The sequence below is a fragment of the Mycoavidus sp. B2-EB genome, assembly GCF_014218255.1.
Lineage (GTDB): Bacteria > Pseudomonadota > Gammaproteobacteria > Burkholderiales > Burkholderiaceae > Mycoavidus.
Genome location: NZ_AP021872.1, coordinates 622,546 through 641,975 on the forward strand (window position 1 = coordinate 622,546; position 19,430 = coordinate 641,975).

A 19,430-nucleotide genomic window follows, 5' to 3' on the forward strand; every position below is an offset into this window, starting at 1 on the left:
AGTAGGATGCAAGCGAATAACACACCAGCGCTACCGGATGCGCCGCTGATGAGTAGGGCGGCGCGCCGCCACTCGCAGCCGGTTGTGGTACGCTGGGGCGAGCATCAAGTCACGCTCGGCGGGTCAGCGCCAGTGTGTGTGCAGTCAATGACCAATACGGATACAGTCGATGCGATTGCGACTGCAATCCAAATCAAAGAGCTCGCGCAAGCAGGTTCTGAGTTAGTCCGTATTACTGTCAATACGCCACAGGCGGCCCAGGCGGTGCCGGTGATCCGTGAGCAACTTGATCGGATGAATGTGCCGGTGCCGCTGATCGGTGATTTCCATTATAACGGTCACTTATTGTTGCGCGATTACCCTGCATGCGCGCAGGCTTTATCAAAGTATCGGATTAATCCGGGCAATGTCGGTCAAGGTGCTAAACGCGATCTTCAATTTGCGCAAATGATTGAGGTAGCGTGCCGTTATAATAAACCTGTGCGGATTGGCGTTAACTGGGGCAGCCTTGACCAGGCTATATTAATGCGCATGATGGACGATAATGCGCAGCGCGCTGAGCCGATGTCAGCGCAGAGTTTAATGGTTGAGGCGTTGCTTGAGTCTGCCTTAAGTAGCGCTGAGCGAGCGCTGGAACTTGGGCTTACAGCAAACCAGATTGTGCTGTCATGCAAAGTCAGTAGCGTGCAGGATTTAATCGCCGTTTATCGTGAGCTCGGGCAACGCTGTGAATATGCTCTTCACCTCGGATTGACTGAGGCCGGCATGGGCTCAAGAGGGATTGTCGCATCGACCGCTGCGCTAGCGATTTTATTGCAAGCGGGGATTGGCGATACCATTCGTATTTCGCTCACGCCCGAACCCGGAGCGGCGCGCTCAAAAGAAGTGACGGTTGCCCGCGAAATTCTGCAAGCGCTGGATTTACGCGCGTTTGCGCCAGTGGTGGTAGCCTGTCCCGGGTGTGGGCGGACTACGAGCACGTCTTTCCAAACGCTGGCGGCTCAGATTCAAGCGTATTTGCATCTGCAAATGCCGCTATGGCGCACCCGCTATCCAGGCGCTGAAAAAGTAAAAGTTGCGGTCATGGGATGTATTGTGAATGGGCCTGGCGAATCGAAGCATGCAGATGTTGGCATTAGCTTGCCGGGTTCTGGTGAAAGCCCGGCCGCCCCAGTTTTTATTGACGGCGAAAAATCAGTAACCTTGCGCGGCGAGCGAATTGCTGAAGAGTTTCAGCAAATTATCAGCAACTATATCGAGCGCCGCTTTGGCCGCGCTCTCATAGTAGACTAAAAAACTCAAGAAAATAGAGTCCATTAAAACTCATGACAAAACCAAGTAAGAAGATTGAAAAGCTGACTGGCATCAAAGGAATGAATGACATCCTGCCGTCGGATGCTGCACTTTGGGAATACTTTGAAAACACGGCTAAAGCGGCGCTCAGCGCTTACGGTTATCAAAATATTCGTACGCCAATCGTTGAACAAACGCAGCTTTTCACGCGTGGCATTGGCGAAGTAACGGATATTGTTGAAAAAGAAATGTATAGCTTTGTGGATGCGCTGAATGGCGAATGCTTGACGCTGCGTCCAGAAAACACGGCTGCGGTAGTACGGGCAACCATCGAACATAGCCTTTTATATGATGGTCCTAAACGTTTGTGGTACACCGGACCTATGTTTAGACACGAACGCCCACAACGTGGTCGCTATCGACAGTTTCACCAGCTTGGCGTGGAAGCCTTAGGTTTTGCTGGTCCAGATGCAGATGCTGAAATTATTTTGTTATGTCAGCGGTTATGGGATGATCTGGGTTTAACCGATATTCGGCTTGAGTTGAACTCGTTAGGTCAGCCCGCGGAACGCGCTGAACATCGTAAAGCGTTAGTGGCTTACCTAGAGCAGCATATGGAGCTGCTTGACGGCGATGCAAAGCGGCGTCTATATGCTAATCCATTGCGTGTACTGGATACTAAGCAGCCAGAGTTGCAACAGCTCGTGCAACAAGCACCTAAGTTAATGGATTTTCTGGGCGCCGCGTCACTGGCTCATTTTGAGGCGTTAAGCCAGTTGCTAAAAGCGAATAATATTCCATTCACGCTTAATCCGCGCCTGGTGCGCGGGCTGGATTATTACAATTTGACGGTTTTTGAGTGGGTCACTGACCGTCTTGGTGCGCAGGGTACGGTGGCTGGGGGTGGGCGTTATGATTTGCTGTTTGAGCAGCTTGGTGGCAAGCTGACGCCAGCCTGCGGTTGGGCGCTCGGGATTGAGCGCGTGCTGGAGTTATTGAAAGAAGATCAGCTCGCGCCGCAACCGTCAGGTTGCGATATTTATCTCGTGCATCAGGGCGACGCTGCGCGTACCCAGGCTTTTATTATTGCTGAGCGGCTGCGCGATGCGAGTTTTGATGTTATTTTGCACTGTAGCGCTGACGGCGCGCCAGCGAATTTTAAAACGCAAATGAAGCGTGCCGATGCAAGCGGGGCGCAATATGCAGTTATCATTGGCGCGGACGAAGTGGCGCAAGGTTTGGTCACCGTTAAGGCCTTGCGTAAGCTGTCTGAAGAGAGTAACCACGCACCGCAGCAAAGTATTGCTAACGAGCGTCTACTTGACTATCTAATTGATGTAATGGTTTCAGCTTAACGGTACAACCCCTTTCTTAAAAGGAAGCAATGGTATGAGTTATCACGAAGAACAGGAAACCCTCGACAATCTGAAAACCTGGTGGGTGCGGTGGGGCAATACACTGATTGGCTTATTGCTAGTGGTATTGCTGGCAGGGGCTGGCTGGAGTGGCTGGAATTACTGGCAAGGTCAGCAGACCGCACAGGCCGCGCGTCTTTATGAACAGTTGCAACACGTTGCGCAGCCGTCTACTCAGACACTCGATAAAGAGCGGCTGGCGCGTATCCTCGACGATATGAAAAAGCAGTTTGGGCGTACCCCATATGCGCAGATGAGTTCTTTGATGGCAGCCAAAGCGTTCTATCAGGCAGAGGATAGTGAAGCGGCTAAAACGCAATTACAATGGGTGATTAAGCATGCGCGCGATGCTGAATATCAGCAAATTGCACGTTTGCGCTTGGCGTCAATTTTGTTGGGTGAAAAAGCCTATGAACAAGGCTTAAATTTGCTTGCTGAGACCCCTAAAGATACATTCAAGGCGCTCTATGCGGATCGTCGTGGTGATTTATTCGCAGCCCAGGGCAAACGCGATGACGCGCGACAAGCATATCAAGAAGCCTTGCAGTTGCTTATAGCGGATAATCTGAACAATAGCCCGATCCACCGCTTAGTCCAGCTCAAGCTCGATGCATTGGGCGGCTCAGCTAATCAATAATTTTTTATGACGTATTTACTTCGCTTGCTGTTTTACCCGTGTGCCTGCATCTTGGCGGCGCTGTTATTTACAGCGTGTTCTTCATCTAAAGATTTACGGCGTGTTCCTAGCCCTCTGCCGGAGATAACTCCGACGCTGGGTGTCGCGCAGATTTGGAAAGCAAGTGTCGGTAAGGGGAACCGTTATTTATTTCAGCCGCTGGCATTCGATGATGTCGTGTATGCGGCCGGAGCCAATGGCGTGGTGGCTAAATTTGCTGCGCACAGCGGTGAGATGCTTTGGAGCACCAAGCTTGATGCTGAATTATCGGCTGGCGTTGGCGGCGATGGCGCAGTCGTTGCTGTCGCTAGCTTAAATGGCACAGTCCATGTGCTTGACGCTCATGGCAAGTTGCTATGGCAAGCTCAGGCGCGCGGCGAAATCTTAACGCCCCCGCTAGTAGGGCAGGGCAAGGTGTTCGTGCGCACGACAGATAGCCGTATTATTGCTTTCGATCTGGCAACCGGCGCGCAAAAATGGGTATTTTATAATCGCGCGCCATTGCTGAGCTTGCGGACCAGTGCCGGGATGACATTTGCGGGCACGGGCGCGCTGCTTGCTGGTTTCGCTGATGGTTCATTGGCGGTGCTTAACCTTGCCAACGGCCTAGCTTATTGGCAAACGCCGGTCGCTTATGCCAGCGGCGTGACTGAAGTCGAACGCTTAAACGATGTAACTGGCGCGCCGACGCTGGTCGATTACCAAACCTGCGCCGTCACTTTCCAAGGCCGTTTGAGCTGCTTTAATGTGCAAAATGGACAACCTTTATGGGAGCGGCCATTCTCAAGCTACCGTGGGATTGCGCAGGATAAAACCGCCTTGGTGGCCAGCGACGATGCGTCAGTTGTCTCGCTCTATGACGCTGCCGACGGCAAGTTACTTTGGCAAAACACCAAGCTTAAAAACCGTAGCCTAGGAACGCCGATCCTTACGGGTCAGGCAATTGTCGTTGGCGATTATCGAGGCTTCGTGCATTTCCTGTCTCGTGAACAAGGCGCTTTGGTTGCGCGAATGGAAACAGATCACAGCGCAATTAGCGCGCAGCCGGTGTTAGTTAAACACACCCTCATTGTGCAAACGCGCAATGGCAACTTATATGCATTCCGCTCCAAATGAAACCAGTCATTGCCTTGGTAGGGCGTCCCAATGTTGGGAAATCTACTTTATTTAATCGCCTGACCCGCTCAAGAGATGCGCTGGTAGCGGATTTCCCCGGCCTAACGCGGGACCGTCATTATGGCACTGGCCGCCTAGGTGAGCGGCCTTATTTGGTCGTGGATACGGGGGGCTTCGAGCCGGTTGTCAAAGAGGGCATTGTGCAGCGCATGGCGCTTCAGACGCAACAAGCGGTGGATGAAGCCGATGCAGTTATTTTTATCGTAGATGCGCGGCAAGGGATGACGCCGCAAGATAGTTTGATTGCTAATTATCTGCGTAAAACTGGGCGGCCGTTGTGTTTAGTGGTGAATAAAGCCGAAGGGATGAAACATAGTGCGGTGGTTGCCGATTTCTATGAACTTGGCTTGGGCCAACCTTTTGCCATTTCATCGGCGCATGGCGAGGGCGTGCGCGATATGGTGGACCATGCCTTAGAACAGGCTTATGCTGGGCGCTGCGATGACACTGAGGCGGAAGATGCCGCGCGGGGTGTCAAAATTGCGATTGTCGGGCGCCCCAATGTAGGTAAATCAACGCTCGTGAATACTCTACTGGGTGAAGAGCGCGTGATTGCATTTGATATGCCTGGCACCACCCGCGATTCAATTTACATCGCTTTTGAGCGGCAGGGGCGGCCTTATACGTTAATTGATACGGCGGGCCTGCGGCGGCGTGGCAAAGTGTTTGAAGCCGTTGAAAAATTTTCTGTAGTTAAAACCTTGCAAGCGATTGCGGATGCAAATGTGGTTGTGCTTTTGCTGGATGCATGTCAAGATATTAGCGAGCAAGACGCGCATATTGCGGGTTTTGTGGTAGAGCAAGGGCGAGCATTAGTCATAGGCGTAAATAAATGGGACGGGCTTGAGGCTCATGCACGTGAGCGTTTTAAAACTGAGCTCACCCGACAATTACAATTTCTCGATTTCGCTAAATTTCACTTCATTTCGGCGACAAAAAAAATCGGCATCGATCCACTGGTACAGTCAGTTGACGCCGCATATGCAGCAGCGATGGCGAAATTGCCAACGCCAAAGTTAACGCGGACGTTGATTGAGGCGGTTGAGTTTCAGCAGCCACGTCGCAAGGGACCGGTGCGTCCGAAGTTGCGCTATGCGCATCAAGGCGGCCAGAATCCGCCGGTGATTATTATTCATGGAAATGCGCTTGACGCGGTAACAGACTCTTATCGGCGTTACCTTGAAAGGAGATTTCGCGAAACCTTTATGTTGACAGGCACGCCATTAAGAGTAGAGTTTCGATCATCGCGCAATCCTTACATTGAGAGAAAATAGTTCATAAATTTAAAATAACTTTTTAAATTAATCTAAAAAGGAAATTTACTTCACTTCATAAATCAACTGTAGTTATAATAGATAGTTGTAATTTAAATTTTTTCAATATTTTGATTGAATTAATTCAATCGCAAAAAACACAATGGAGTTTACTATGAGTAACAAAGGGCAGTTATTACAAGACCCGTTTCTGAACGCATTGCGTAAAGAACACGTGCCAGTATCGATTTATTTAGTGAATGGCATTAAATTACAGGGCAATGTTGAGTCTTTTGATCAGTATGTGGTCTTGTTAAAAAATACTGTAACTCAAATGGTATATAAGCACGCAATTTCTACGGTTGTGCCTGCTCGTCCAGTCAATTTCTCTACAGATGACGAAGCAAATTAGGCGAATTAAAACACTTCTGAGCGGCGGGTGGTTTTCAGTTGCGTATCAGCGGACACAAATGGGCTTCAAACGTTTGCAAGGACGACGACTGAATCTCGATGGGGCAGAGAATAGCCGCCATCAACCCCCCGATTTGGATGAGCTTTGGCGCGATTTTAACCGCCGTTTAAGCCGTTTGTTTGGACTGAAAGAGTCGGGCAGCGGCGGACGCGGTCCGTGGGGTGGCAAAAACAGCCATTATTATCAGCTTGGGCTGGGGGGGGCTTTTGCGCTCGTGCTTTGGCTCGGCAGTGGAGTTTATATCGTAGGCGAAGATCAGGCAGGCGTGATTAGCCAGCTTGGGAAATATAAATATACAACTACCTCGACCGGCCTCCAATGGCATTTTCCCTATCCATTTCAGTCCTCAGCATTGGTTGATTTAAAGCCTGTGCAACCCGTTGAAATCGGCTCCAAGAATGCGTCTAGCGCTAAAAATTCGCCCATGCTGACGCAGGATGGTAAGCTTGTTGATGCGCGTTTTACCGTACAGTATCAGATCGACGATGCTTACGCTTTTCTCTTTAATAATATCGATGCGCGGGTCAGTATTGAGCAGGCTGGTGAGGCTGCTGCTCGGACGGTCTTGAGCCAACTCAAACTCAACGATTTGCTTTCTCGCAGCCAGGAAACGACGGGGTTTGAAGTCAAGCAAAGTCTGCAAAAGGTGCTTGATCTGTACCACACCGGTATTCACGTTAAAGACGTGACGATGCAAGCTATACGCTTGCCAGCACAGATACAGGAGGCATTTGACGATGCGCTGAAAGTGACGCAAGAAAATGAGCGTCAAAATAAGCAGGCTGAAGCATATAGCCATGAAATTCTAACGCGTGCACGCGCGGATGTGGCGCAGATGATCAATGAGGCTGAAGGCCATAAAGCCCGTGTCATTGCTCAGGCGCAAGGCGATGCAGAGCGTTTTAAGCAAGTGCTTGCCGAATATTCAAAAGCCCCGCAGGTGATTCGCGAGCATATGTATTTGGATACGATGCAACAGATCTACGCTGATGCAACTAAAGTGTTGATAGAGAATAAAGCAGCTCAAAATCTGATTTATCTACCGTTTGATAAACTTTTGGCAAATAGTGCGCTGTCTAAAAGTACAGCACCTGATGCGAGCCAAAGCAACGGGGCTGCCACGATAAATCCGCCTGCGAGTACCCCTCATGCGGCTGGGCAGCCAGCGGCGACGGTGCCAGCGCTGGCTAAAGATCGACCACCAGAAACAACCCGCTCTATGCCTGCGGCGGGCGCAGATCCAATGCGTACTATCCGCGAGTTGCCGCGCACACGAGACCGTAATGATGATGGACGTTAAGCCGGTGAAAAAACAAAAACTTGCTATGAACCGAATCGCCTTATTAATGACCTTTTTATTTGCGCTAGGATTGGTGGCCTCTACGATGTTTGTCGTGGATCAGCGTCAATCTGCTGTGATGGTTTCCGGGCTAGGTAACTTCAAGCGGGTCATTAGCGCTCCAGGTCTTTATTGGAAGTGGCCAGCGCCATTTAACAGAGTCATGTTATTGGACAAACGGACGCAAATTGCGAGCAGCTCAAAGCCAGAAAGCTATTTGACAGCCGATCGCCAGGAAGTATTCGTCAGCCTTTATATTAAATGGCGCATTACTGACCCAACCTCATATTTCAACCGCTTTCGTCATGAATTAGCGCCTGCGCAAAACCAGCTCTTAGGATTGGCATACACAGCGCTCGAAGCAAAACGCGGGCAATACTCAGCGGCGGAATTAGCCGCTAACAGCAATCATCAGATTATCTCTGTGTTGCAAACGCAAACCGCACATGCGGCGCGCGAGTGGGGCATTGAGATTGCAGATATACGCATCACTCATCTGGGGTTTACGGCAGAATCAAATGATGAAGTCTATAAACAGATGGGTGCTGAGCGTGCAGAGGTGGCTCAGCAATTACGCTCAGCGGGCTTAATTGAAGCGGCTCAAGTACGTTCCTACGCCGAACGTGAGCGCGAAACAATCTTAGCGCAGGGTTACAAGCGAGCGCAGATGATTAAGGGCGATGGCGATGCGCAGGCGGTGGCGATTTATGCCAGCGCATTCGGACGTGATCCGCAATTTTATCGTTTCTACAAAAGCCTTGATGCCTACCGACAGATCTTTCGTGAGCGCGATCTAATCGTGGTTGACCCAACCAGTGATTTCTTCCGCTTTATGCACAATCCGGCAGGAATGCCAAGTCGCAAGCCCTAAGTTTGAGCGCGTTATCGATGTCTACTTGGCTGCTCCCAGAAAATATTGCTGACCTCTTGCCGTCTGAGGCGCGCAAGCTTGAAGAGCTGCGCCGCCGTTTGCTGGATCGCTTTCGCGTATACGGTTATGAATTGGTGATGCCCCCGTTGCTTGAATATTTGGAGTCGTTGTTAACGGGCGCCGGGCAGGACCTTGGTTTGCGAACTTTTAAGCTGGTTGATCAGCTTTCTGGCCGGACGATGGGACTCCGAGCCGATATGACACCCCAAGTTTCGCGCATTGATGCCCATTTGCTAAACCGATCGGGCATCACGCGCTTGTGCTATGCCGGCAGTGTATTGCATACTAGGCCAGCGGGTCTACACGCGACGCGCGAACCTTATCAAATTGGCGCTGAACTATACGGACACGAGGGTCTGGAAGCTGACGCCGAAATTCAGCAGCTTATGCTGGATAGTTTGGCGCTCGCCGGCTTAGCGCGCTTGCGGCTTGACCTATGTCATGCGGGTGTATTGCAGGCGTTATTAGCCGAGGTTAAGTTGCCAGCGCCGCTTGAGGGTAAGATATTAAGTGCATTGGCGAGTAAAAACCGGTCGCAGTTGGTTCTATTGACCGCAGCCTTGCCCGTACTCATCCGTGACGCGTTGCTTGCTCTGCCACAGTTATATGGAGCAGCCTCGGTGCTCGAGGTAGCGCGTGCGCGCTTGCCGGCTTTGCCAGCCATTACCCGCGCGCTTGATGAGCTCAGTTTTCTTGCCGGGCAGGCAATGGGCGCTGAAGTAACGGTTGATTTGGCGGATTTGCGCGGCTATGCCTATCACAGTGGCGTGATGTTTTCAGTTTATGTCGATCAGGCGTCTAATGCGATTGCGCGTGGAGGCCGCTACGATAAAGTAGGTGCGGTGTATGGCCGTGAGCGGGCGGCCACAGGTTTTTCTGTGGATCTGCGTGAGCTTGTAACCCTCTCACCACTCACTGCGCGCAGCAGCGCAATTTTTGCGCCATGGCGGCAAGATACCGCCCTGCGCGAAAAAATCGCCGCTTTGCGCGAAAGGGGTGAGATTGTGATCCAAGCTTTGCCAGGCCATGCCGAAGACCTTGATGAATTTGCCTGTGATCGGATTCTCGTGCAACACGGTGACCAATGGCAGGTTGAAGCGAAAGAGTAGTATTCATTTTTAATCCAACTCAAGATTCCAAATATGTCTGGCAGCGCAGTTAACCAAGGACGCAACGTCGTCGTGGTGGGCACCCAATGGGGTGATGAAGGTAAAGGAAAAATTGTTGACTGGCTGACTAACCATGCGCAAGGCGTGGTGCGTTTTCAGGGGGGGCATAATGCTGGCCATACCCTGATTATTGGTGGCCAAAAAACCATCCTACGCTTGATTCCATCAGGCATTATGCGCGCTGGCGTGAAATGCTATATCGGCAATGGCGTGGTCCTTTCGCCCGAGGCGTTGTTGAAAGAAATTGGCGAGCTTGAAACGGCCGGTCTGGCGGTGCGAGACCGGCTCTTTATTTCTGAAGCGGCCACGTTAATTTTGCCCTACCATATTGCGCTTGATCATGCCCGTGAAACGTGGCGCGGCGGCACTTGCAAGATTGGCACAACTAAACGCGGCATTGGCCCGGCCTATGAAGACAAAGTGGGTCGGCGCGCCTTACGGGTGCAGGATCTATTTGATCCGCTTAGCTTTAGTGAGCGGCTGCGCGACAACCTTGATTTTCATAATTTCGTGCTGAGCCGTTACCTAGGAGCACAGCCGGTTGATTATCAGCAAACGTTAGACACAATGTTGGCTTTTGCTGACCCACTCGCACCGATGGTTGCTGATGTTTCTGCTCGCCTATATGCGGAAAATCAAGCGGGCAATAATTTATTATTTGAGGGTGCGCAAGGTACCTTGCTCGATATTGATCATGGTACTTACCCATTTGTCACCAGCAGTAACTGCATCGCGGGCGCAGCCACCTCAGGCGCTGGTGTTGGGCCGCAACAATTGCACTATATCCTAGGCATTACTAAGGCCTATTGTACGCGCGTTGGCGCTGGGCCTTTCCCAAGCGAGCTCTATGATGCGGATAACCCAGAACGGCAAGTAGCAGAGGGTTTGGCGCTGGCTAAGGCGGGTAAGGAATTTGGTTCGGTCACCGGACGGCCGCGCCGCACGGGCTGGCTGGATGCTGCGGCGTTAAAGCGTTCGCTGCAAATCAATGGCGTCAGTGGCTTATGCCTGACTAAACTTGATGTACTAGACGAATTCGAGACAATTAAACTATGCGTCGGCTATAAAATGAATGGCCGCTCGCTTGAGCTACTGCCGCCAGGCGCGACGGCCGCAGCCAAGTGTGAGCCGATTTATGAAAACTTTGCTGGCTGGCGGCAAAGTACCGCTGGCATTCGGGTTTGGGACGATTTACCATTGCCTGCGCGTCAATATCTACAGCGCATTGAGGCCATCACGGGGGTGCCGATCGATATGATCTCAACCGGTCCAGAGCGCGATGAGACGATTTTGCGGCGCCATCCATTTAATCTCTAATATAAAAATGCATTAAACAAAATGCAGACTGATTGCACCGGGGTGATCTTGCTAGCGTAAAAAATAAAGGAGGGGTTTGATGGCTCAAGGCAATCCAGCAGATACGTCGCAGCGCAAGCAATCGATGCCTGTCATCATAGCGGCGGCGCTTGGCGTGGTTTTTGGCGATATTGGGACTAGCCCACTTTATGCATTAAAAGAAGCCTTTAACCCCGCGCATGGCATCCCGCTGACTGCGCACTCGGTGCTGGGAGTGATCTCACTGCTATTTTGGGCCATTGTGATGGTGGTGGCGGTGAAGTATGTCCTCTTTGTCATGCGTGCTGACAACCATGGCGAAGGAGGCGTGCTGGCCTTAATGGCACTGGGTTTACGCTGTCTGCGCCGCGGCTCTAAAGCGGCTGCATTACTGACTATGTTGGGCATCTTCGGGGCCTGCATGTTTTATGGCGATGCAGTGATTACCCCGGCCATTTCAGTGCTGTCTGCGGTTGAAGGATTGCGCTTAGCCGCACCCCATTTAGCGCAGTTTGTACTGCCGATTACTGTAGCGATTCTGGTGATCTTATTCTGGTTGCAGTGCCATGGCACCGAGGTCGTTGGTAAACTCTTTGGTCCAATTATGCTCCTATGGTTTGTCACGCTTGCCGCATTAGGCATTTGGCAAATCGCGCAGAGCCCGATGGTAATCAACGCGCTTAACCCGATCTACGCGCTGCGTTTTATCTCTGAGCATATGCTGCAAGCGTATATTGTGCTCGGTTCAATCGTTCTCGTCCTGACGGGCGCCGAAGCGCTGTATATGGATATGGGGCATTTTGGCGCGCGGCCAATCCGGCGCGCCTGGTATGGTATTGTGATGCCAGCGCTGGTGTTGAATTACTTTGGGCAAGGCGCATTACTGCTGGCCAATCCGCAAGCGATCGCTAACCCTTTCTACTTATTGGCTCCGCACTGGGCTCTGCCATTTCTGGTGGCGCTTGCCACGCTGGCTACTGTAATTGCATCGCAGGCGGTGATTTCCGGTGCCTTCTCATTGACCAAGCAAGCGATTCAGCTGGGTTATGTACCCCGCATGAAAATCAGACATACGTCAGACCAAACCATTGGGCAAATTTATATTCCGCTGATTAACTGGCTCTTGCTCGTCGTGATTATTTGCATCGTCCTGAGTTTCAAAAGCTCGGCGAATTTGGCCGCTGCGTATGGCATTGCCGTGACTACAACGATGGTCATCACCACGCTCTTGGCTTGCCTTGTCATGTTAAAGCTATGGCAGTGGAATAAGTTATGCGTCGCCATCATCAGCCTTATTTTTATGACCATTGATTTAGGCTTTTTTGGCGCGAATTTGCTTAAAATCGCTGAGGGTGGCTGGTTGCCACTATCGATTGGCGGAGTTTTGTTTTTCCTATTGATCACCTGGCATAAAGGTCGGCATATTTTAAAAGCGCGCACAGCGGCGGACGGCATTGCATTATCTCCTTTTATTGCAAGTCTGCTGAGCTCGCCTCCCCATCGCGTTACAGGTAATGCAATTTATTTGACCGGCAGTGATACATTCGTACCCGTGGCGTTTTTGCATAATTTAAAGCATAACAAAATACTGCATGAGCGCACTGTTTTGATGACCTTTGTTACGCACGACATTCCTTATATTGATGAGCAGCATCGCCTTGATTTGAAAGAACTCGGAGGCGGCATCTTTGCGGTGCGCGCGGATTATGGCTTTAATGAAACACCGGACGTAAAAGCCATACTCCACTTGCTTGAAACGCAACATAATATGCAATTTGAGTTAATGGATACGTCATTCTTTTTGGCTCGTGAGACGGTGATTCCTACTCAGTTGCCAGGCATGTCAATTTGGCGCGAGCGCCTTTTTGCATGGATGCATCAAAATGCGGCAAAGCCAAGCGATTTCTTTAGCATCCCAGCCAACCGAGTAGTGGAGTTAGGCACAAAAATTGAGATCTGACCACGCTTTTTAAGGCAACGGCACGCTTGATTTAACGCTTAAGTTTAGCGAATGCAGCGGCCATCGCGCTGCTAGGCTCTGGTTTACGTTCATGCCGCTGCGGATTGCGGAACGTCGCGGCCGGTGGAATGCTTTTAGCACTCTGGCCTTCATCCGAGAGTCTCATCGTCAATCCAATACGCTGCCGCTTGGCATCAACCTCAAGCACCTTTACGCGCACAATTTGCCCCGCTTGGAGAATCTCATGTGGATCTTTAATAAAGCGGTTCGACATAGCAGAAACATGCACCAAACCATCTTGATGAACGCCAATATCAATAAAGGCGCCGAACGCAGCAACATTGGTGACAACCCCTTCTAGCACCATGCCTGGCGCTAAATCACTCAGCTTTTCAATGCCTTCCCGAAAATGCGCGGTCTTAAATTCGGGGCGTGGATCACGGCCGGGTTTCTCAAGCTCAACCAGAATATCGCGTACGGTGGGCAGCCCAAAGCGCTCGTCAACGAATTCACTCGGCGTAAGCTTTGCCAATATTTCACGTTTGCCAATCAGAGCCGCAATCGGTTGCGCCAGCTTTGCAAGAATGCGTTCAATCACAGGGTAAGCTTCTGGATGCACCGCCGATTGATCTAGCGGATTCGTGCCGCCATGAATCCGCAAAAACCCTGCCGCTTGCTCGAAGGTCTTTTCGCCTAAACGAGGCACTTGCTTCAGAGCCGTGCGCGCTGCAAAAGGGCCATTTAAGTCGCGATAATCGACAATATTGCGCGCGAGGGTACTATTTAACCCAGAGACTCGCGCCAGTAGCGCAGTAGAAGCCGTATTTAAATCGACGCCAACTGCATTCACGCAGTCTTCGACAACAGCATCTAAGGTGCGTGCAAGTTCGCGTTGATTCACATCATGTTGATATTGGCCAACGCCAATTGCCTTCGCGTCTATTTTGACTAACTCAGCGAGCGGGTCTTGCAAACGTCGCGCAATCGAGACTGCGCCGCGTAGCGAAACATCGAGCTCAGGAAATTCGTTAGCGGCAAATTCAGATGCAGAATAAACCGAAGCTCCAGCTTCTGAGACCACCAGTTTTTGCAGCTTTAATGCAGGATGGCGCTGGATGAGTTCGCTCACCAGCTTATCCGTTTCACGCGAAGCGGTGCCATTGCCAATACTGACCAAACTGGCTTGGGTTGTCTGAGCCAGGCGCGCTAATTTGGCCAGCGCGCCGTCCCAATCACGCCGGGGTTCATGTGGATAAATCGTATCGGTTGCGAGTAATTTACCCGTACGGTCCACTACCGCCACTTTAACCCCGGTGCGCAACCCTGGATCAAGACCGATCACGGCTTGCGGACCGGCCGGTGCGGCTAACAGGAGATCTTTTAAATTGCGCGCAAAGACTTGGATCGCATCTTGCTCAGCCTGCTCGCGCAAGCGCGTGAGTAGCTCATTTTCTAATTGGGGTTGAACTTTGACGCGCCAGCACCAGCGGCACACGTTGGCCAGCCAGGCATCGGCAGCTCGTTGGCGTTGCGTAATGCCAAAATACGCTGCAATCAGCGCTTCGCCGGGATGCGGCTTTTGCATCTCAAGCGCTTCATCTAAACTCAGCTTGATTTGCAACACCCCTGCGCTCCGCCCACGAAACAGGGCCAGCGCGCGGTGCGACGGTATCTTATGAATGCTTTGCGCATAATTGTAGTAATCCCGGAATTTCTCGCCTTCATCTTGCGTATTACCTTCCACCACGGTAGCTGACACAATACCCTGCTGCCATAAGTAATCCCGTAATTGGCTGAGGAGTTCTGCGGTTTCAGCGAATTGTTCCGTCAGAATATCGCGCGCACCATCCAGCGCAGTTTTAGTATCTGGAATATTCTGCTCGGCGTTCACAAAGCGCTCTGCCTCGTGTTGTGGATCTAGCGTTGGATCTGCTAAAAGGGCTTGCGCGAGTGGCTCAAGCCCAGCTTCGCGGGCAATTTGCGCGCGTGTCCTACGTTTGGGTTTATACGGTAAATAGAGATCTTCTAATAATTGTTTACTCTCCGCTGTGTTAATTGCATGGCGCAAAGGATCCGTCAGTTTGCCTTGCTCTTCAATACTGTGCAAAATGGTGGCGCGCCGCGCTTCGAGTTCACGCAAATATAACAGCCGCGTATCCAAGGTGCGCAATTGGGTATCGTCAAGATTACCGGTTGCCTCTTTACGATAGCGAGCAATAAAAGGGACTGTAGCACCGCCATCTAACAATTGCACCGCTGCTGCAACTTGTTGTGGCGCAACGGCAAGTTCAGTGGCAATGCGTTGGATCAGAGCGAGCGTAATGTTATCCGTCATAAGTCAAAGATTTAATTCATAGAAAAGCCAGCAGGCTAAGACCGCTATTTTGCCATAGAGAGCCAAGCAACCTAGAGGATTGCCATAGAGAACCGAAACTTTAAGATGAATGAGCCCCAGCCAAAAAGGCTGTAAGTTCGTTGATTTATTCATAAATTCGCGCAAGGACTGCAAAAACCAGTTCGCATAATTAGACTTTAATGCGCTAGCCAATTCATTTTTGATGGATTTTTTCGGGTGCGAGCGGTGCTGTGCGAGTGTTTTATTAATTTGCCCTGATGCAGGGTTCATCTTCAATTTTATAAATCATGCTGGTTAGTTTTGGCTAAGAGCTTGGCTCTCGGCATGATTTTATCCTATGGGAAATATTCGCTTCAGAAACCATAGATAATTTAAGGAGTTTTATTGAATGCTAGTAACTAATCACTATAGTTTTGAAGAAATAAAAATAATGATTAGAGAAGGTCAGCTTAAGGGACAAGAAGAGATTGTCAAGGAGCTACAAAATACAAAGCAGGCCAGAGAGCACTTACGTAACAATGGGCCCCGCATATTGCGTTGCACCTACTCAGGCGTGAATATTTGCAAGCCAAAAGGTAAAAGCTCAAACGTAGGGGCGAAAAGGCTTATGGAAAAAATGAATGGAGGTCAAACTGAATTCAATACGAGTCAAAAACAGCACCCTTCCAAACTTAGGCAAGAAATTATTCTAGATAATTTCGAGGAAACTGAGCGGAGAGCTGAAGTTATTTCTTGTACACCTAGTCAGATTAATAGTATAGCTGAGCTTGAATTAATAGATGACAATAAGAAGAGTATTTGTAATGTAGTGGAAAATGGAAGTATTAAAGAAATCAAAAGATTCATCAGCGATCTGTGTCGCCGTAAAGAAAATGGAGAGAGCGTAGAAAATGAACAAATTCTATTTTTAGAGAAATTGAGAGAGCAATCGGATAAGGCGGGCCAGCTTGATACTCAGTATGGGAAAGTTTATGAAATAGCTCTTATATTTCTCAAAGGTAATTGAGAAGTAATCTGACATTGACTCGGTTTGACGAGAGGCGCTGTCAGATCTGATCTGGACTAACACATAACCTTATCCAAGCCATTCTGGCGGCGAATAACTTTTTTTAGAGCGCCCATGGTCTGAATTTGAGCACTACGAAGTATTTCAGAAATTTTGTTCAATTGTGTCGAAGGATACCTGTAAAATTCGATGGCTCATATCGTGGGTTGAAAGGGACCCAGGCTGACTGGGATGATTTGAACGAAGCTTTTAAATAAGAAAATATTGATGCTCACTTCCATTTCGAATTCTGCTGTAACGCATTATCCAGTGGCACAAAAGACCGTAAAACCATCGTTCCTCTTACTGCCGTTAGAAATTCGAGAGGAAATAGAAAAGCTGTTGGATTTTTCGAGTCGGCAGGCTTTGTTTAAAGTATTAACTACAGTAACTTGTAATGGTGAGCCTATAGAAGCGCCTGCTTTGAAGCTGCATCTAATCAAAGAAAAGATTCAATCCCAATATCAAGGGTCTCTCATAAGCTCAGACGAAGGGTTAAAGAAATTTGCGTTGAGTCAATTGCAAAAGTTATCGGACGCAGGGCAATTCGAACAGATTATGGAGAAAACTGCACTTTTTGAGTTGGTAAGTCTTGTTAACGATGCAGAGATATTTAGACTTTTACAAGAAAGAGTCCAACAGGATGTACAGTTAAAAGAGAAATTATTGAACTGGGTGGAAAGGTCGAAAACAGAAGAGGTGCAAGCTGTAGCCGCTAACGCACTGACGTTGTTAGTGAAAGCGGGTATGCGGTTCAATAGTAAAGACCTCAAAGGGATACGCGTGTCTGGGGCAGACTTAAGTTATGGGATGTTTGATTCCGCGCAGTTGCAAGGTGCGGATTTAAGGGGAGTGAAGTTTTGCACGAGCTGGCTGCGTGAGGCGAATTTAAGCAGAGCGCAGATGGAAGGCGTGCAGTTTGGCGAATGGGCGTATTTGCAAGAAGAGAGCGAAGTATTTTCCGGTGCGTATTCACCGGATGGGAAAAGGTATGCGGTAGGTCTCTATGACGGTAAGATCAGCGTGTATAGGACCTCGAATTGGGAAAAAATCTATACCTTAGAAGGTCATACGGATTGTGTTAATAGCGTAGTGTATGCGCCGAGCGGAGCGCAGCTAGCGTCGGGGAGTAGTGACAATACGGTGCGTCTGTGGGACGCGGCAAGTGGAGCCGCGGGCCTCACCTTAGCAGGCCATACAAATGTTGTGTTGAGCGTGGTGTATTCGCCTAACGGAGCGCAGCTAGCATCGGGGAGTCGGGACAATACGGTGCGTCTGTGGGACACGGCAAGTGGAACCGTGGGCCTCACCTTAGCAGGCCATACAGGTGCTGTTTGGAGCGTGGTGTATTCGCCTAACGGAGCGCAGCTAGCATCGGGGAGTAGTGACAAGACGGTGCGTCTGTGGGACGCGGCAAGTGGGACCGTGGGCCTCACCTTAGCAGGCCATACAGGTGCTGTTTCGAGCGTGGCGTATTCGCCGAGCGGAGCGCAGCTAGCGTCGGGGAGTCAGGACAATATGGTGCGTCTGTGGGATGCGTCAAGTGGAACCGCGGACCTCACCTTAGAAGGTCATACTAATGCTGTCTATAGCGTGGTGTACTCGCCGAGCGGAGCACAGATCGCGTCGGGGAGTTATGACAAGACGGTGCGTCTGTGGGACGCAGCAAGCGGAACCGCGAGCTTGACCTTAGCAGGACATACAGATATTGTTTTGAGCGTGGTGTATTCGCCGAGCGGAGCGCAGCTAGCGTCGGGGGGGTATGACAATACGGTGCGTCTGTGGGACGCGACAAGAGGAACCGCGGGCCTCACCTTAGAAGGCCATATTTATGGTGTTTATGGCGTGGTGTATTCGCCTAGCGGAGCGCAGCTGGCGTCGGGGAGTGCGGATAAGACGGTGCGTCTGTGGGATGTGGCAAGTGGGACCGCGGGCCTCACCTTAGCAGGCCATACAGATGCTGTTTCGAGCGTGGTGTATTCGCCTAGCGGAGCGCAGCTGGCGTCGGGGAGTGCGGATAAGACGGTGCGTCTGTGGGATGTGGCAAGTGGGACCGCGGGCCTCACCTTAGCAGGCCATACAGATGCTGTTTCGAGCGTGGTGTATTCGCCGAGCGGAGCGCAGCTAGCGTCGGGGAGTGCGGATAAGACGGTGCGTCTGTGGGATGCGGCAAATGGAACTGCGGGCCTCACCTTAGCAGGCCATACAGATGTTGTTTTGAGCGTGGTGTATTCGCCGAGCGGAGCGCAGCTAGCGTCGGGGAGTTTGGACAATACGGTGCGTCTGTGGGACACAGAAAATGGAACTGCTGGCTTCACCTTAGAAGGCCATATTGGTGGTGTTTCTAGTTTGGCGTATTTGCCTAGCGGCGCTCAGATTGTGTCGGGGAGCGAGGACCATACGGTCCTTCTGTGGGATGTCCAAACGGGTGAGTGCCAAATCCTTATTCAGGATAGTGGTCCAGTGGCAAGCCTTTCCTGGAAAGAGGTCTGCGGTGTTCACTATTTAGGGATAGGTAGTCTTGATAAATCAGTACGGCAATGGGAATTAAGAAAAGAGGATGGGGACTATAAGGTGCATTTTAGCTGGAGTACGGGCCATAATTTTTTGACGGTAAGAGGATTGTTAATGGAAGGAGTGGAAGGCTTAAGCGAGGTTAATGAGCGACTACTCAAGCAGAGAGAGGCATTAGAAGAAAAGTAAGAACTCCACGGTAAGAACACCACGACCCTTGCAATGACCCACAACTTTGAGCAAGTTCAAAGCCGATCTGTATCTCGATGAGTCTTCGCATACTCCTCCAGATAACGGTGTTGCCTGGAGGAGTATCGTTGGCGCGGGCCATATAGCCGCCCAGTTGGGCGAGCTTAATAATGTATCGTGTAAGAGGCTTGGCATTTGAGGTTTTCGGGGTATCTTTAACCCGTTGATCGAGCCGCTGCATTTCAGAAGGCGTGAGCGCGATTTCGGCTGATAGATCTGGTGCCGTTCGATGTAGCATGGTCATTCA

Annotated in this window: 15 protein-coding genes; 13 read left to right on the forward strand and 2 right to left on the reverse strand. The window is 50.5% G+C overall.

The genetic code is table 11. The features are described 5' to 3' along the window. Positions 1 to 6 precede the first annotated feature (6 nt). The 11 genes from ispG to MPB2EB_RS02945 all read left to right on the forward strand — a co-directional run bounded on the left by ispG (position 7) and on the right by MPB2EB_RS02945 (position 13,019). Positions 7 to 1,293: a flavodoxin-dependent (E)-4-hydroxy-3-methylbut-2-enyl-diphosphate synthase gene (gene ispG, locus MPB2EB_RS02895; protein WP_232534474.1), complete on the forward strand. Its 1,287-nt coding sequence runs from the start codon at positions 7 to 9 to the stop codon at positions 1,291 to 1,293. A 32-nt stretch (positions 1,294 to 1,325) separates the two neighbouring features. Further along, the gene (gene hisS, locus MPB2EB_RS02900; RefSeq protein ID WP_185182359.1) at positions 1,326 to 2,648 is read left to right on the forward strand and encodes a histidine--tRNA ligase; all 1,323 of its coding nucleotides are present in this window, start codon (positions 1,326 to 1,328) and stop codon (positions 2,646 to 2,648) included. A 34-nt stretch (positions 2,649 to 2,682) separates the two neighbouring features. Then, on the forward strand, positions 2,683 to 3,345 hold the full coding sequence (locus MPB2EB_RS02905) for a tetratricopeptide repeat protein (protein WP_185182360.1): 663 nt from the start codon (positions 2,683 to 2,685) through the stop codon (positions 3,343 to 3,345). 6 nt (positions 3,346 to 3,351) lie between these two features. After that, positions 3,352 to 4,500: an outer membrane protein assembly factor BamB gene (gene bamB / locus MPB2EB_RS02910; protein WP_185182361.1), complete on the forward strand. Its 1,149-nt coding sequence runs from the start codon at positions 3,352 to 3,354 to the stop codon at positions 4,498 to 4,500. Then, entirely contained in the window at positions 4,497 to 5,834 is a 1,338-nt protein-coding gene (der, locus tag MPB2EB_RS02915; RefSeq protein ID WP_185182362.1) for a ribosome biogenesis GTPase Der, read from the forward strand. Before bamB ends, der begins: the two co-directional genes overlap by 4 nt. Positions 5,835 to 5,988: 154 nt before the next feature. After that, positions 5,989 to 6,225 carry an RNA chaperone Hfq gene (gene hfq / locus MPB2EB_RS02920; protein ID WP_185182363.1) on the forward strand — a complete coding sequence of 79 codons (237 nt, stop codon included), beginning with the start codon at positions 5,989 to 5,991 and terminating at the stop codon, positions 6,223 to 6,225. Between the two features lie 58 nt (positions 6,226 to 6,283). After that, positions 6,284 to 7,585, forward strand: a complete 1,302-nt coding sequence (hflK, locus tag MPB2EB_RS02925) for an FtsH protease activity modulator HflK (RefSeq protein WP_185182364.1) — start codon at positions 6,284 to 6,286, stop codon at positions 7,583 to 7,585. Beyond that, the gene (gene hflC, locus MPB2EB_RS02930; protein ID WP_232534475.1) at positions 7,569 to 8,495 is read left to right on the forward strand and encodes a protease modulator HflC; all 927 of its coding nucleotides are present in this window, start codon (positions 7,569 to 7,571) and stop codon (positions 8,493 to 8,495) included. The genes hflK and hflC overlap by 17 nt, the downstream gene beginning before the upstream one ends. Before the next feature lie 17 nt (positions 8,496 to 8,512). After that, entirely contained in the window at positions 8,513 to 9,664 is a 1,152-nt protein-coding gene (locus MPB2EB_RS02935) for an ATP phosphoribosyltransferase regulatory subunit (RefSeq protein WP_185182366.1), read from the forward strand. Positions 9,665 to 9,697: 33 nt separating this feature from the next. After that, entirely contained in the window at positions 9,698 to 11,041 is a 1,344-nt protein-coding gene (locus tag MPB2EB_RS02940) for an adenylosuccinate synthase (protein ID WP_185182367.1), read from the forward strand. A 124-nt stretch (positions 11,042 to 11,165) separates the two neighbouring features. After that, positions 11,166 to 13,019 (forward strand): potassium transporter Kup, encoded by a 1,854-nt coding sequence (locus MPB2EB_RS02945; protein ID WP_232534503.1) that lies wholly within the window; start codon positions 11,166 to 11,168, stop codon positions 13,017 to 13,019. A gap of 31 nt (positions 13,020 to 13,050) precedes the next feature. On the opposite strand, the gene MPB2EB_RS02950 is transcribed toward MPB2EB_RS02945, so the two are convergent. Together MPB2EB_RS02950 and MPB2EB_RS02955 are read right to left on the reverse strand one after the other, a co-directional pair. After that, positions 13,051 to 15,354, reverse strand: a complete 2,304-nt coding sequence (locus MPB2EB_RS02950) for a Tex family protein (protein WP_185182369.1) — start codon at positions 15,352 to 15,354, stop codon at positions 13,051 to 13,053. Between the two features lie 3 nt (positions 15,355 to 15,357). Continuing rightward, complete coding sequence (locus tag MPB2EB_RS02955; RefSeq protein WP_185182370.1) at positions 15,358 to 15,645, reverse strand: hypothetical protein; 288 nt, start codon at positions 15,643 to 15,645, stop codon at positions 15,358 to 15,360. A 118-nt stretch (positions 15,646 to 15,763) separates the two neighbouring features. On the opposite strand from MPB2EB_RS02955, the gene MPB2EB_RS02960 reads away from it, so the two are divergent. Both MPB2EB_RS02960 and MPB2EB_RS02965 read left to right on the forward strand, forming a co-directional pair. Then, the gene (locus MPB2EB_RS02960; RefSeq protein WP_185182371.1) at positions 15,764 to 16,381 is read left to right on the forward strand and encodes a hypothetical protein; all 618 of its coding nucleotides are present in this window, start codon (positions 15,764 to 15,766) and stop codon (positions 16,379 to 16,381) included. A gap of 267 nt (positions 16,382 to 16,648) precedes the next feature. Beyond that, a complete protein-coding gene (locus MPB2EB_RS02965) occupies positions 16,649 to 19,123 on the forward strand; it encodes a pentapeptide repeat-containing protein (RefSeq protein WP_185182372.1) in 2,475 nt (824 codons plus the stop codon). Positions 19,124 to 19,430 lie beyond the last annotated feature (307 nt).